Here is a 13,801-nt window from a genome sequence, read left to right as displayed (position 1 = left end):
CGCCATGTCCGAATCGTGCGATCACTCTACCCTGCCGTCGCCCGCGCTCTTGGCCCGCCTTGCGGCCGTCGGTACCCCGACGCTGTCGAGCCAGTTGATCAAGAACGGGATGCGCCGGAGCTTTCTCGCTGGCCCACGCCGGCTGGTTGGGGATCAGGCAATCTGCGGTCCAGCTTTCACCTTGCGTTTTGTACCGGAGCGTGACGACAAGGCCGTGCCCGCGAGCTATGGCTGGCGCGACGCTCTTCCCGCTGCCATCGATGCCGCACCCGCAGGCAGCATCATTGTCATTGATGCGCGTGGGCATCAGGGCGCAGGCACGGTGGGCGATATCTTTGCCGATCGCCTTCGTATCCAAGGTGTTCAGGGCATTATCAGCGACGGTGTGGTGCGGGATCTCCCCGGCCTGCGGCAGGTTGGACTTCCTGTTTGGGCGAGCGGCACCGCCTCGCCGCCCTCCATTGGAGGTTTGAGTTTTGCCGGTTGGGGTGAGCCGATTGGGTGTGGCGACGCAGCGATTTGGCCAGGAGACCTGATCGTTGCCGACGAGGACGGAGTTCTTGTCGTACCACCCCACCTTGCTGAGGACATCGCCACTGGAGGGGAGAAGCAGAACCGGTTTGAGGCCTGGGTTCAAAGGCGTGTTGCTGCCGGAGCCCAGCTGGTTGGACTGTACCCCGCCGATGCGGCGACCCTCGCCGAGTTCGAAGCTGAAGAGGCCTCGCGTCTCCGCCTTCAACCTGATGCCCGTCCCTCTAACCCGCACGAAGGGAGCTAATCCTATGCCGCACCGTCTATTCTCAAGACTGTCACAGCTTGCGCTGCTTGGCGCGATCCTCGCCGCACCGCTTCCGGCCGCAGCTCAAACGAAAAACCTGGAATGGGCCTCCGGCTCGCCTGGCGGTGCTTGGTTCACCCAGACGACGGGGGTCTCGACTCTCGTGATGGAAGCGATACCCGATACCAGCATCCGCGTTGTTCCGGGTGGCGGTAAAGACAATCCGACCCGCATCCAGGCTGGTCTCAGCCAGATTGGTATGGGAATCGATTTCCTGAGTGCTGCAGCCTTCAAGGGTGAGGAACCCTATAAGCAGAAGCACGACAAGCTGCGGACCCTCGGCTCAACCGGCGTCGACGTCTACTACATGGTCTATGTACCGGTGGAAGAGAAGCGTTCGCTTGCGGAGATTTTGAGCGACCCGAAACTCACGATCGGCGTCACGGCGCCGGCGACCTCCGAGCACCTGACGCTTCAGCGTGCCCTCGAATTCTACGGGAACTCCTTTGCCAAGATCCGTGACGGCGGTGGCAAAGTAGTGATTTCGTCCTATGGCGAACTCATCCAAGGCTTCAATGACAATCAGTTCAACGTGCTCTGGACTGCCGGTGAAATTCCGTCCGGGCTTGCTAGCCAGATCGTGGATGGACGCCGCAAGGTGAAGTTTGCTTCATTTCCGGAGGAGTTGCAGAAGAACCTCTCGGAGAAGTACGGCTACAGTCGTGGCGTGATCAAAGCAGGCACCTTCCCGGAGCTTCAGAGCGCCGACGTCTCAGTCAGCTCAATGGGCAATATCTACCTGGTGTCCTCCGATCTGCCCGAGGATCTCGTGTATGGGATGACCAAGGCCATCATTTCCAACCGCTCGCGACTGGCGAATATCTACCAAGCAATGGGTCGCTACGATCCAGCCTTGGCTGCGAGGGTTCAGCCCGTCCCACTGCACCCTGGCGCCGAAAAAGCGTTCCGGGAGGCCGGCTTCGTTAAGTAAGGTGAAGGGATACCGGCCGCAAGCGCGCCCGGTATCTCGCGCCCAAGTGTCATAACCACGTTTCCAAGCAAGGTTTAGGGGTAGCCAGCTGCAAGGCTTGATCGCGAATATCTCGCTTCCGAGTTTAAGCGATCGTGACCCATTGATCCTGACGCTTACGTTCAACCACTAAGAGAATGGCCCGATGAAGTTCAGTAATCTTCGCACCGCCACCGCAGCAATTATGATTGGTTTGAGCAGTCTATGCTATGCGTCCGATGCGGCCCTTCGCGTTGGGGCATCTCCAGGTCCTTTTGCTGACTTTTTGAAGGAAGCTGCCAAGAAGGCCAATGCTGAAGGCTTCAAAGTCGAAGTGACCGAATTCACTGAACCGACTCAGATCAACGAGGCCACGCAGGCGGGCGATATCGACGTCAGCAACTTCCAGCATGTGCCCTACATGCAGAGGCAGAACGAGTCACGAGGCTACAAGATCTCTGCGATCAAACCTGCTTACGTCGCGCCCGGCGGCATCTACTCGGCGAAGTACAAGTCGCTTGCCGAAATCCCGAATGGCGCAAAGATCGGCATTCCGAACGATCCGGCAAACGAGTCCCGCGCCTTGGCTCTCCTTCAGAAGGCAGGCTTGATCAAGCTCAAGGATCCTGCCTCGATCAGCGCCAGCGTTCGTGACGTTGCCGAGAATCCAAAGAACCTTGATTTCATCCTGCTTGACGAGATCATGCTGCCCCGGTCGTTAAGCGATCTCGGAGCCGCGTTTGTAACCCTCAACAAGGGTGTCTTGGCCGGCCTCGATCCTAAGAACGCCATTATGCTCGAAGATAAGACGTCTCCGTGGGCGATCGTCTGGAGCGCACGCAATGACAAAGTCGATGATCCTCAAGTCAAGCGGTTCATCGCTGTTTTCGCGTCTGAGCCGATCAAGAACTACATCATCCAACGTTTCAACGGCACCGTGATTCCCGCATGGTAGCAGGACACCTCATCAGTTCCAGAACTGATCAGACACATCGAGACACTTGAGACACACGAGGTTACAATGAGTAGGGTTAGCGCTGTCGAGCGTGGTCACGGGAGTTCCGAGCAGGATGCCGCATATGATGACGAGGTCGCCCGCGTAGGCCAAGTCACAAATATGAAGAAGGCAATTCTGCATTCCCTTCCGGCTTATCGGACGTACAAAGGCTTCTACGAACTGCAGAAAGCCGCGAAAGATCTTGTCGGAGTTCGGGCCTTCAACGTCTTCGCGTATGCGATTTCGACCGGTTCCGACTGCGTCCTGTGCGCCACCTTCTTCCGCCGACTGCTGAAAGAGGCCGGGATTGAGCCCCGGGACTTCAACCCGACCGAGATCGAGTCCATCCTCCTCAAGGTTGGACAAGCGATCGGGGAACGGCGTGGGAAGCTCTCCGACGATATCTGGCAGGAACTCAGACGGCACTTTGACGAAACTGGAGTCGTCACGCTGGTTGGCTTTGCCGGGACGATGGTCGCCACGAACATCTTCAACTCGGTCCTTGAGGTTGACTTGGATGACTACCTTGAGCCGTTCGTGGTGGAGCTGGAGCCCGCTTAACGTATTCCACGTCATGGGACGGCATCATGTTTGTAATTGGATAGCACATGCGTAAAAAGACATACTATGGCGTCACCATTGGCATCCTGATGGTCAACACCAGTTTCCAACGCTACCTTGGCGACATCGGCAACGCCGAAACATGGGATTTCCCGGTCCAGTACAAGATTGTGCAGGACGCTGTCCCTACCGGCATGACGGACCTTCACAATGTGAGCTTGCTTGAGCCGTTCAAAAGAGCCGCGCAGGAGCTGATCGATGCCGGAGTCGACGGGATCACCACGACATGTGGGTTCCTTTCGATCTACCAGCGCGAACTCGCAGACTTTTGCTCTGTGCCAGTGGCGACCAGCAGCCTCCTCCAAGTCCCGATGGTTCAACAGTTGATCCCGACGGGCAAGCGTGTGGGCGTAATGACATACAACGGCGAAGTTTTGAACGGACGATACTTCGATGCTGTTGGCATTCCGCACGACACGCCCGTCGCGGGTATGCCCCAAAGCTCGGATTTTGTCCGGTGGATCAAGCACGGTGACACCAGCGTGCCCTATGAGAAACTTAGGTCTGAAGTTCTGGAGGTCGCCAAACGCTTTGTGTCAGATCATCCAGAGATCGGAGCACTCGTGTTGGAATGCACGAATCTGGCTCCCTTCTCGGCCGATATCAGCGAGGCCGTTGGGCTTCCCGTCTACGATACCGTCTCGCTTGTCAATTGGTTCCATGCGGGCCTCAGACCGCGTCGGTACGCAAGATTCTAAGAGGGATCTTCTGGATACGCCAGGAAGGAGGACCACGCGATGCATCAATGGGTACATGCTCATCTGCGCTGGATCCTCCAGACAGTTCTGCGGGCACAGTGGGAAACGAGGCTGAACAGTACCGATCTTCAGACGCGCCGGTCCTTTCGGTAAGTCCTGACACCCATGAGTAATAGCTGTCACCGCCACGTTGGCATCAACTGATTAGGAAGGGAGGGCCTGTGTCCCGACAGTCATTCATCGTCATCGGTGCAGGAGTGGTTGGGGCCTCGATCGCGTTCCGGCTTGCACAAGGTGGAGCAAAAGTCACCGCGATCGAGGCTGGGGATATTGGCGGTGGGACATCCTCAACCAGCTTCGCTTGGGTCAATGCTCACGATAAGAGTCCACGCGCGTATCATGACCTTAACGTCGCCGGGATGGGCGCCCATAGGCGCTTGGCCGAAGAACTCGACGGAGATTGGTACCATGAATCCGGCTGCCTGGAGTGGCGCGAGGCGGGCGACCAGGAGGCGCATGTCACCAATGTCGAGCGTCTTCAGGGCTGGGGCTACAAAGCACGCTGGATCTCAGCCGATCAGGCAGTCAGCCTCGCACCATTTATCGACGCCGGCACAATAGGCGAGGCTCCCGTAGCGTTTTTCCCTGAAGAGGGATGGGTCGACACAGCTTCGTATGTGCGTGGCTTGCTGGCGGCAGCCTCGGCGCTTGGTACGACGGTGGTAACCAACACAAGAGTGTCTGGTGTCGAGTGGGCCGGCCAGAAGGTTGTGGGCGTCAGGACAGAGACAGGCTCTTCCTGTCGGGCTGACATCGTTGTCAATTGTATGGGCCGGTGGGCTGACGATCCTGTGCTTCCGGAAGAACTTCGTGTTCCGATGAATCCCAGCTATGGCTTGCTCGTGTATGTGCAGGCCCCGGGTATACACCTAGACCGAGTGCTGTTCACACCGCGTTGCCACATCAGGCCCGACACGTCAGGTAGGCTTCTAATCTGCAAGAATGATGCAACCCACGCGCTTGGCCCCACCTCCATCGTTGGTCCAGCAATGCCGGAGGCCAATGCTCTCATTCAAGAGGCGAGCCACGTTATTCCGGCGCTGACTTCCATGAAGGCCAGTGACGTCAAACTTGGGATACGAGCCATTCCGGCGGACGGACTGCCAGCAGTCGGGCCTATTTCGGAAATCGACGGATACTACATTTCAGTCATGCACAGTGGAGTCACTCTCGCGCCGGTGATAGGTTCCATGGTTGCAGCAGAGTTGCTCGAAGAGCGCCCGGATGCGGCACTCGCGCCGTTCCGGCCCAATCGTCTGGTGCCCCGGCAGAACCGGTCGATGCATGCACAATGATCTTCGAGTAGCAGAATGTGAAACGAAGCCTCGATCGTTGATCTCAGGTCATACGACGTCGCTTGCATCAGCTTGCAATGAGCACAACTGACTCTCTTGAATGCACTCATAAGACAGTAGGTTCTAAGGATTTATCCGACGATGAATTCAGCAGTTGTGTAAGATCGATGTCTCGTACACGTCAGCCTCGGCCTCTCACCAGAGCGCATTGAACTGCTATGCAAACGTGCTCGATCTTTTGGCAAGGCCTGTTTGGAGCAGCAGGTGGCGCCTCTCCCAGCCTCACTAGGTGCCACGATCGTGGTGGCGGATGCCGTCGGAGCAAGTTGGAGAAAGTTCAGACAGCCAATGGCTGAGCACTGAAGGGCATAACAATGAGGCAGATCATACCGACGCTCGACCATGTGGTTATCAACGTGCTCGATCAGCTCGATTCGGCGGCTGATTTGTACCGACGTCTGGGGTTTCAGCTCACCGAGCGGGGGCATCACTCATTAGGATCGAGCAATCATCTCGCAGTGTTCGGCGAGAACTACCTCGAACTGCTCGGGTATGAACCGGGGCGGCAGACTGAGCGAGCGGATCTGTGGAAGCATCCGTCGGGCCTGACAGGGCTGGTGTTCAAGACAACAGAGTCTTTGGCACTTCATTCCACGCTTGCCGACATAGGCGTGCCCGTCGAGAATCCGGCCGAGTTCTCGCGTCCCGTCGCCCTTCCGGGTGGCGCCCGGGATGCAGCGTTTCGGGTTGTGAGGCTTGGGTCACAGCTGATCCCGAACGGCCGTGTTTTCTTCTGCCATCATTTCACACCGGAACTCGTCTGGCGTGACGAATGGCGCCAGCATCCCAATGGCGTCATCGATATCATCGAGTTCACAATCGTGGCCAATGATCCATCGAAGACAGCCGACCTCTATCGGGCGATCTTTGGGTCTGAAGCGGTGACCGAGGTCTCCGGTGGTCACGCCCTGCAGGCGGGCAAGGCTACGGTTCATTTTCTCAGCCCTGCTGAGGTCGACAGGCGCTTTGCCGGCGCGGCAGTGACCACCACAAGTCAGGGTGATCGCATGGTCGCGTTGACCCTTCGAACACGCTCCCTTGATTTGGTCCTCGAAAGTCTCAGATCCGGGCAAATTGCTGGTGCTCATGCAATGCCGGATCGCATTATCGTGCCTGCCAGCGCGGCCGGCAGCGTGGCTCTTGCGTTCGTCGAATGAGGCAGTAGTTTCGCGCACGAAGAATGATGGACGCTCGAGTTCTGGTTCATCGTGTTCCCCCAGATTACGACGGAAAATCGGCAGGTCCTTATGTAACAGACTTGCAACGATGTCCGTTGCAAGTCGCTCTGCAGCGACCTTGGCACCTGGAATATCGCTGGCGACAGCTCTGTGGCTGAGCGCCAATTCAACGGAGGATTGGTATAGAAGCGGGATTTCGCGAGCCGGGCACGCCCGACTACAGCTTATAGTTGTGGCTTGTTGTCGTGGGAAAAGCGACTGTGCCAAGCTGGTTCGTCCACTCGCTCGGTCCATGACCAAAGTCGAGATGCGCTACGGCCAGCTTTTCGCTAAGACACGTCAACGGCCTGCATTGGCAGACAAGGAAAAGCCGGGCCAAAGCCCGGCGAAGTTTAGGTCCGACAAATCAGTCAAAACCTTCCAGAGGGAACGGCCGATCAGCTATGACGGAATTTAGGTGACGGGGCCGATCAGGCGGCGCTGTTTGTCGGCAGCAGGATGACCTCGCTGCCGTCCTGGAATCTGACACCAGCGATCACCTTCGGCAACTGGTTTTCACCCATCAGCCGGCGCCAGGTTTTCGCAGCCGCCATGATGAGCTTGAACACCATCAGGCGAGCAGTCGTTGGAGACAGCGCGCCCTTGGTGCGCACGGTGCGGTGCCGCACGGTCGCAAACACGCTCTCAATCGGGTTCGTCGTGCGCAGATGGATCCAGTGCTCAGCCGGCCAGTCGAAGAAGGCCAGCAGCGCCCGCTGGTCCTTGCGCAGGCACTCCACCGCCTTCGGATAGCGTGCGCCATAGGCGTCCTCGAACAGATCGAGGGCGACCTCGGCCTGAGCGCGGGTCGGGGCGAGATAGATCTCCCGCAGGGCCCCCTTCATGCCTGGCTGCACGGACTTGGGCACCTTGTTGAGCACGTTAGCGGTCTTGTGCAGCCAGCAGCGTTGATGATGCGTGCCGGGAAAGAGCTCGTCGAGCGCCTTCCAGAACCCAAGCGCTCGGTCTCCCACAGCAATGTGAGGCGCAATCGACAGACCCCGCCGCTTGATCTCGACCAGCAGCTCGCGCCAGCTCTGGGCACTCTCGCGCACGCCGGCCTGGATGCCGATCAGCTCCTTCTTGCCCTCCGGGGTGGCGCCGATCAGCACCAGGATGCATTCAGCCTGGTCCGCCATCCGGGCCTGCAGGTAGACGCCGTCGGCCCAAACATAGACGTAGCGCCGGGCCGAGAGATCGCGGGCCTGCCAACGCTCGTACTCGCTCTGCCATTCGCCCGTGAGTCGGGTGACCACCGAGGGCGAGAGGTTGGGCGCATCCTGGCCGAGCAGGGCGGAGAGCGCCTCCTGGAAGTCGCCGGTGGAGAGCCCGCGCAGGTACAGGATCGGCAGCAGCGCATCCAGGCTTTTGGTGCGCCGCGCCCATTTCGGCAGGATCGCCGAGGTGAAGCGGATGCGATCCGCGCCCGCAGCGCCGCGGTCGCGGATCTTGACCCGGCTGACTTCGACGGGACCGATGCCGGTCTGGAGCGTGCGCTCGGGACCGTGCCCGTGCCGGACCAGGCGCTCGCGGCCATCCGGCAGCTTTAGATCGCGCATGCTGGCCAGATAAGCCTCGGCCTCGCTCTCGATGGCCTGGGCCAGCAGCTTGCGGGCGCCGGCTCGGAGAATATCCGTCAGGGGATCGTCAATGATATCGGGCTGACGAAGGCGGACAATGTTGGTAGTCTCGTTCATGGCGTATCGCTCTCCTGGAGAGGTTCTGGCAGGCTCGACACCCGCCTCGATACGCCGCCTTTCTCACACCGTCATCACCCAGGTTCCACCATAGCTGACGGCCGATACGACAGCGCCGGGAGGAAAAAAGCGGTGCCGCTTTGAAATCAGCCATTGCTGATATCGGCGGCATCGCGCCCTTCTGCAATGCAGCATGCCTCATGAAGGGACTGCGCTGAGAACATGGCAGGGCTTTTCATGCCGACAGGGATCTCCCTGCCCAATCAGTTCGGCCTCGGCTTGGTGCTAACCTCACCAGGATGCAGGGTGGAGACGCCGCTTCCACCGCTCATGTCGCGGCAGTTGAATAGCGGCTGCTTGACGTTTGATAAGCCTACGGTCGACCGCTTGCGGTGATGTCACCGCCGATGGCCAAGTGAACTCGGCGTCTGGAGTTTCCTCAAGGTCACCCATTGGCTGGGATGCTTCGATCTGTTCAACTACTTCAGAAGTTTTCCTCGTCGGCCTCCGCGGACTGGCTTTCGCACTCTCGCCCTGCATAGCCTGAACATCATGACCGGACATCGCATTCTCTTCCGTAGCAATGTCAGCCTGCGGCATGACTTCGGTGCCGCCCGGCACAACTGAGTGTGCTTTCTTCGCGTCTTCGGAGGCGCTCATTGCCAGATCAAGCTCCACTTGTTCCCGATTGCCCCCTGGCGCAGAGTGCTTGCGGCGGGCTGGTTCAGCAGGATCCGAGCTACCCCATATGGGCTCGATAATGCTCAGCAGCATGCGTGGAACAGGAGATGGCTTGGCAGCTGCCTCAGGCTCTTCCCTCTGGAAGACTTTGGCGGGCTCAACCGGTGCCGGCTCGAATAGGGGCTTTGGCGGGAGGTGATGAGGGTGACTTGGAATGCGGGATTTCTTGATCTCGACAGAAAAGGGCCTGGTGTTCCGCTTCATCTCACATGCTGGCTATTAACGAGGAAAGATGGTGCCTTAAGATCGCGCTCGTATGACGTCAACCGTAAGGCAGCACGTGGCTTTCATCTGTAACCTTCGTGAGCCTACAGATTTCAGAATATATTCTGCGTGGTTACCTCTCCCAAACAGCATCAGATCCCGCTCTCGTGAGAGAATCCCACAAGTCTATGCGGCTCGTCGGGGGAACAGTCTGTGCAATAGGCGAGGCTTGTCGCTAGCGATAGCAATTCCGGTACTCTCGCCCATCAGTCGCCGCGCCGCGTCAAGGTAGGCTTGAGCCGGAGCACTGCCAGGACTGCCCAGAGTGACAGGCGCTCCGACATTTGAGCTCAGCAGCACGTCTCCACTCTCTGGGATGATGCCCAGCAGCGGAATGGACAGGATCTCCTGCACATCCTCGACCTTCATGATCTCGCCGCGCCTGGCACGAACGGGATCATAGCGTGTGAGAAGCAGATGCTTGTCGACGCACTGCCCATTCTCGGCTTTGGCTGTCTTGGCGCCGAGCATGCCGATGATCCGATCAGCGTCGCGGATTGAGGACACCTCGGGGTTCACCACCACGACAGCGACATCGGCGTGCCGCATCGCCAGAGTGGCTCCTTTCTCGATGCCAGCCGGGCTATCGCAAATGACCCAGTCGAACTGCGTGCGTAGATCGGCAACGATTCGTGCGACTCCCTCTTCGGTCAAACTGTCCTTGTCGCGACTCTGCGAGGCCGGCAGGAGAGCGAGCGTGTCCCGGCGTTTGTCCCGGATGAGAGCCTGCGCGAGCTTTGCCTCGCCTTTGATGACATTGATCAGGTCAAAAACCACCCGCCGCTCGGCACCCATCACGAGGTCGAGGTTGCGCAAGCCGACATCAAAGTCGACGACCACCACCTTCTGCCCGTTCTGAGCGAGTGCCGCACCCAGAGCGGCGGTTGAGGTCGTCTTGCCGACTCCGCCCTTGCCGGAGGTCACAACGAGAACCTTGCCCTGTTTGCCCTTCGTCTTTGCTTTGGTTTGCTTTGGTCGTGGCTTCTTCATCGCTGGCATTTCTCCAGAGAGACCGTGAGGAGGCACGGCACCCACGCAGGCACAAGCGAGACCGAGAGACAGCAACACGGGACGAGGCCGAAGAGAACTGAAGCAGTGACGGCCATGCCCCTCGTAAGCAGGTCCATTCCGCGCTCGAAGTGGTTACCAGGAGGTTAACGAGCCGACGAAGAGCGCCCGTCGCGACTGGGCAATCTCCTGTTTGCGGTCTATTAACCATTTTGCAGCGAGCATGGTCATGCAGATCCGGCTCACAGATCAGCGTTCTCCTCCAAAGCAGCCGGGGCGCGGATGAACCGCCTCGGTCTGCTTGGAGACGTGAATGTCCGAGTGCAGTAATTGTCTCGTAACCACAATCTCGATCGAACTTGATCCAAACGGCCGGCGCGGCATTGGTCTTGTGCCTGACGGGAGAGCACTGCCCATGACCATTCTTGATCCGATTACCGGAAACCTCGTCACGATCGATACGTCGAGCCGGCCGCGCCGCTGACGTTCTTGGAGCTTTGGAGGATGGTGATGAAACGATCCTCAGCACGCCGGGCCAGACGCTGGATCATTCACGAGCTGACCCGCAGTCTCGATCAACTGTCTCACACTGCAATCACTGTGAGCTTGTCGAGCGATGGCAAGGAAAAGGACCAGACTTGGCGATAGGAATATGATGTTCACGAGAAACGCCAGCCTGCATGAGCAAGAAGTAACCTCGTGTTGAGATAATTCGGCGATCCTGCCGGTGTGAAAGTTCACTTCTGCAGCCGCTGAAATCTCCGTACTCGGTTCATGCTACCTCTTCGTTGACTCAACTCAGGTTGGCCTTTCGACCAATAGCAGGTCGCATCGCGTGCTGATGCCATTGCGCAGTCGGAGATGAGCATTTTACCCCTCTCACGACCACAATAACACCTCCTTAGCTCTAATCGCGTAACCAGTGCGAGTGCTGAGAAAGGTGAGAGATGGCGCTGCGGTGGAAGCCAACCATTCCTGACGACAACAACCCTGATGATGTGGTGGGCAGCCTGCACCTTCACGTCTTTGCGCGGGTATATCGTGTTTCCAACGGAAGCGACCAGGGTCGCTTCCGTTGGTATCTCAATGACGTTCCAGCCTCAGCCGGAGTGAGATTGCAGGGCATCGAGGATACACAGAGGAAGGCTCAACAGGCCGCCAACCTTCATTTCCAGCAATGGCTCAAGTGGGCTGGGCTGATGGAAGCCCCTGTCCGAGGCAGGAAGCAACTCGTCCTCCCCTTTCACCTGAGCTCTCAGTCCGAGCGTGGCAAGCCAACGCGGAAGGTCAAGCCAGCTCCCACGCCCGCACGCTGACCTCAACCGAGAGTTTCGGAGAAAGAGGCCTTCCGGATCCCGAGGATCAACTATTCAGTTTGGAGCATCCTATGGGCGACCGTGTTGGCGGCAATCTTACGAAGAACAAAGCTGCTCCAGCCGGAGCGACGCCACTTTGTACGGCTTGGCTCATGGCCGGAACTTTCCGGCCAGCGCTTTCCGGTCCAATCCCGCAGCCGAGAAGGAGGGCGCAGGCAGTTACGCCTCAGGTCCGGTTGGTTGCGCCCACTGTGCCACGGTTCAGGAAGGAGCGATACGCTGGATTGTCGCTCTCGTCCCAGTACGGGTATCCAAGCTCATCCAGACTGCGCTTGAGCTGCGCCCGCTCTGCGACTGGAACCTGAATACCGGCCAGCACCCTGCCATAATCGGCGCCATGGTTGCGGTAGTGGAAGAGCGAGATGTTCCAGTTGCCGGATAGCCTATTGAGGAACTTCAGAAGGGCTCCGGGCCGCTCGGGGAACTGGAAGCGGAAGATCAGCTCATCCTGAAGGCCAGACGCTTGTCCGCCGACCATGTAGCGCACATGCAGTTTGGCCATCTCGTTGTTGCTCATGTCGAGCACCGGATAGCCCTGCTCCTGCAGCATGGCGATGATCTGCCGCTTCTCCGGATCGCCGTCCGAGAGCTGCACGCCCACGGAGATCTGCGCTGCCTGAGGATCCGAGTAGCGGTAGTTGAACTCGGTAATGGAGCGCTTGCCCAATAGCTGAATGAAGCGGCGGTAGCTGCCCGGCTTCTCGGGAATGGTGACTGCCAGCAAAGCCTCGCGGTGCTCGCCGATCTCGGCCCTCTCGGCGATGTGCCGGAGCCGGCCGAAGTTCATGTTGGCACCGCTGTTGACAGCAACCAAACCGTGCGGCCGCGGCCCTTCCCGCTCCACATATCGCTTCAAGCCCGCGAGGCTCACGGACCCGGATGGCTCGGCGATCGCACGCGTATCCTCGAAGATGTCCTTCACGGCCGCACAGATCTCGTCCGTGCTGACGGTGATCACCTCGTCGAGCAGCTCGCGGCAGAGGCGGAACGTCTCCTCACCGGCCCGGCGCACGGCCACGCCATCGGCAAACAGCCCGACTTGGTTCAGGATGATGCGCTCACCAGCTGCAAGAGCACCCGCCATGCTGGCGGCGTCCTCCGGTTCAACGCCGATCACCTTCACCTCGGGCCGCAGGAACTTTGTGTAGACGGCCACTCCCGCCGCCAGCCCCCCGCCTCCAATTGGCACGAACACGGCCTCGAGCGGATCGGGATGCTGGCGCAGGATCTCCATGCCGACGGTGCCCTGGCCGGCAATGACATCCGGATCATCGTAAGGGTGAATGAAGGTGAGGCCCTTCTCGGCCTCAAGCTGACGGGCGTGGGTATACGCCTCGTCGAAGCCCTCGCCATGCAGGACCACGCGCCCGCCCTGCCCTTTTACCGCTTGGACCTTGATGGCAGGCGTGGTGCGCGGCATCACGATGGTCGCCTTGGCGCCGAGCTTCTGGGCCGCGAGAGCCACACCTTGGGCGTGGTTGCCGGCCGAGGCGCAGATCACTCCCCGCTCAAGCGCCTCGCGCGATAGCCCAACCATCTTGGCATATGCGCCACGCAGCTTGAACGAGAACACCGGCTGGAGATCCTCACGCTTGAGCCGAACAGGATTTCCCAGGCGCTGAGACAGACGCGGCATGGGATCAAGCGGGCTCTCGATCGCGACGTCATAGACCCGAGCGGTCAAGATCTTACGGATGTAATCCTGCACGACAGAGATGCCTTCCTGGTTCAGCAGGGCAGCGCAACCGCTCCCTAATGCTCGTTGGGTTCCCTCAGCCCAAGTGGGGTATGAGGTTGGTGAGCCTACGTTGCCGGTGCTGATCGGGGCACCACATTGTGGAGCGTCTGGTCGGCATGGTCGAAGAACCGTCGGATGTTGCGCGCCGCCTGGCGGATGCGCTGCTCGTTCTCCACGAGAGCGATGCGCACGTAATCGTCGCCGTGCTCGCCGAAGCCGATCCCGGGCGCCACCGCCACGTC

General features: G+C 59.3%; 12 protein-coding genes and 1 pseudogene. 8 read left to right on the top strand and 5 right to left on the bottom strand.

All coding sequences use genetic code 11. From position 1 onward, the window contains the following. The first annotated feature begins 4 nt into the window (after nucleotides 1-4). From KBI52_RS13580 to KBI52_RS13550, 7 genes are all read left to right on the top strand, one after another. The gene (locus tag KBI52_RS13580) at nucleotides 5-778 is read left to right on the top strand and encodes a ribonuclease activity regulator RraA (RefSeq protein ID WP_210808104.1); all 774 of its coding nucleotides are present in this window, start codon (nucleotides 5-7) and stop codon (nucleotides 776-778) included. Between the two features lie 4 nt (nucleotides 779-782). Next, complete coding sequence (locus KBI52_RS13575) at nucleotides 783-1,769, top strand: TAXI family TRAP transporter solute-binding subunit (RefSeq protein WP_210808102.1); 987 nt, start codon at nucleotides 783-785, stop codon at nucleotides 1,767-1,769. 184 nt (nucleotides 1,770-1,953) lie between these two features. Then, complete coding sequence (locus KBI52_RS13570; protein WP_210808100.1) at nucleotides 1,954-2,742, top strand: MetQ/NlpA family ABC transporter substrate-binding protein; 789 nt, start codon at nucleotides 1,954-1,956, stop codon at nucleotides 2,740-2,742. 66 nt (nucleotides 2,743-2,808) lie between these two features. After that, nucleotides 2,809-3,345: a carboxymuconolactone decarboxylase family protein gene (locus tag KBI52_RS13565; RefSeq protein ID WP_210808098.1), complete on the top strand. Its 537-nt coding sequence runs from the start codon at nucleotides 2,809-2,811 to the stop codon at nucleotides 3,343-3,345. 47 nt (nucleotides 3,346-3,392) lie between these two features. After that, nucleotides 3,393-4,103, top strand: a complete 711-nt coding sequence (locus tag KBI52_RS13560) for an aspartate/glutamate racemase family protein (protein WP_210808096.1) — start codon at nucleotides 3,393-3,395, stop codon at nucleotides 4,101-4,103. 221 nt (nucleotides 4,104-4,324) lie between these two features. Further along, on the top strand, nucleotides 4,325-5,458 hold the full coding sequence (locus KBI52_RS13555) for an FAD-binding oxidoreductase (protein ID WP_210808094.1): 1,134 nt from the start codon (nucleotides 4,325-4,327) through the stop codon (nucleotides 5,456-5,458). A 374-nt stretch (nucleotides 5,459-5,832) separates the two neighbouring features. After that, the gene (locus KBI52_RS13550) at nucleotides 5,833-6,675 is read left to right on the top strand and encodes a VOC family protein (protein WP_210808091.1); all 843 of its coding nucleotides are present in this window, start codon (nucleotides 5,833-5,835) and stop codon (nucleotides 6,673-6,675) included. 491 nt (nucleotides 6,676-7,166) lie between these two features. On the opposite strand, the gene KBI52_RS13545 is transcribed toward KBI52_RS13550, so the two are convergent. From KBI52_RS13545 to minD, 3 genes are all read right to left on the bottom strand, one after another. Continuing rightward, nucleotides 7,167-8,432, bottom strand: a complete 1,266-nt coding sequence (locus KBI52_RS13545) for an IS256 family transposase (protein WP_210808090.1) — start codon at nucleotides 8,430-8,432, stop codon at nucleotides 7,167-7,169. A 291-nt stretch (nucleotides 8,433-8,723) separates the two neighbouring features. Continuing rightward, nucleotides 8,724-9,377 (bottom strand): hypothetical protein, encoded by a 654-nt coding sequence (locus KBI52_RS13540; RefSeq protein ID WP_210808088.1) that lies wholly within the window; start codon nucleotides 9,375-9,377, stop codon nucleotides 8,724-8,726. A gap of 186 nt (nucleotides 9,378-9,563) precedes the next feature. Beyond that, on the bottom strand, nucleotides 9,564-10,427 hold the full coding sequence (minD, locus tag KBI52_RS13535; protein ID WP_210808163.1) for a septum site-determining protein MinD: 864 nt from the start codon (nucleotides 10,425-10,427) through the stop codon (nucleotides 9,564-9,566). Between the two features lie 965 nt (nucleotides 10,428-11,392). Here minD and KBI52_RS13530 point away from each other — a divergent pair. Beyond that, nucleotides 11,393-11,761, top strand: a complete 369-nt coding sequence (locus KBI52_RS13530) for a hypothetical protein (RefSeq protein WP_210808086.1) — start codon at nucleotides 11,393-11,395, stop codon at nucleotides 11,759-11,761. 226 nt (nucleotides 11,762-11,987) lie between these two features. Here KBI52_RS13530 and ilvA read toward each other — a convergent pair whose 3' ends face one another. Together ilvA and KBI52_RS32935 are read right to left on the bottom strand one after the other, a co-directional pair. Next, nucleotides 11,988-13,529 (bottom strand): threonine ammonia-lyase, biosynthetic, encoded by a 1,542-nt coding sequence (gene ilvA, locus KBI52_RS13525; RefSeq protein WP_210808084.1) that lies wholly within the window; start codon nucleotides 13,527-13,529, stop codon nucleotides 11,988-11,990. Between the two features lie 95 nt (nucleotides 13,530-13,624). Then, a pseudogene (locus KBI52_RS32935) lies at nucleotides 13,625-13,801 on the bottom strand (aminotransferase); the annotation flags it as partial.

This window comes from Microvirga sp. HBU67558 (assembly GCF_018069605.1).
GTDB classification, from domain to species: Bacteria; Pseudomonadota; Alphaproteobacteria; order Rhizobiales; family Beijerinckiaceae; genus Microvirga; species Microvirga terrae.
Note: the sequence above shows the minus strand (reverse complement) of the source record. Positions and strands in the feature narration are given on the sequence as shown.

Excerpts from the sequence above, each read along its gene's own strand:
- KBI52_RS13580 (WP_210808104.1), top strand. The coding sequence starts at position 5 with ATGTCCGAATCGTGCGATCACTCTACCCTGCCGTCGCCCGCGCTCTTG.
- KBI52_RS13575 (WP_210808102.1), top strand. The coding sequence starts at position 783 with ATGCCGCACCGTCTATTCTCAAGACTGTCACAGCTTGCGCTGCTTGGC.
- KBI52_RS13570 (WP_210808100.1), top strand. The coding sequence starts at position 1,954 with ATGAAGTTCAGTAATCTTCGCACCGCCACCGCAGCAATTATGATTGGT.
- KBI52_RS13565 (WP_210808098.1), top strand. The coding sequence starts at position 2,809 with ATGAGTAGGGTTAGCGCTGTCGAGCGTGGTCACGGGAGTTCCGAGCAG.
- KBI52_RS13560 (WP_210808096.1), top strand. The coding sequence starts at position 3,393 with ATGCGTAAAAAGACATACTATGGCGTCACCATTGGCATCCTGATGGTC.
- KBI52_RS13550 (WP_210808091.1), top strand. The coding sequence starts at position 5,833 with ATGAGGCAGATCATACCGACGCTCGACCATGTGGTTATCAACGTGCTC.
- KBI52_RS13545 (WP_210808090.1), bottom strand. The coding sequence starts at position 8,432 with ATGAACGAGACTACCAACATTGTCCGCCTTCGTCAGCCCGATATCATT.
- KBI52_RS13540 (WP_210808088.1), bottom strand. The coding sequence starts at position 9,377 with ATGAAGCGGAACACCAGGCCCTTTTCTGTCGAGATCAAGAAATCCCGC.
- minD (WP_210808163.1), bottom strand. The coding sequence starts at position 10,427 with ATGAAGAAGCCACGACCAAAGCAAACCAAAGCAAAGACGAAGGGCAAA.
- KBI52_RS13530 (WP_210808086.1), top strand. The coding sequence starts at position 11,393 with ATGGCGCTGCGGTGGAAGCCAACCATTCCTGACGACAACAACCCTGAT.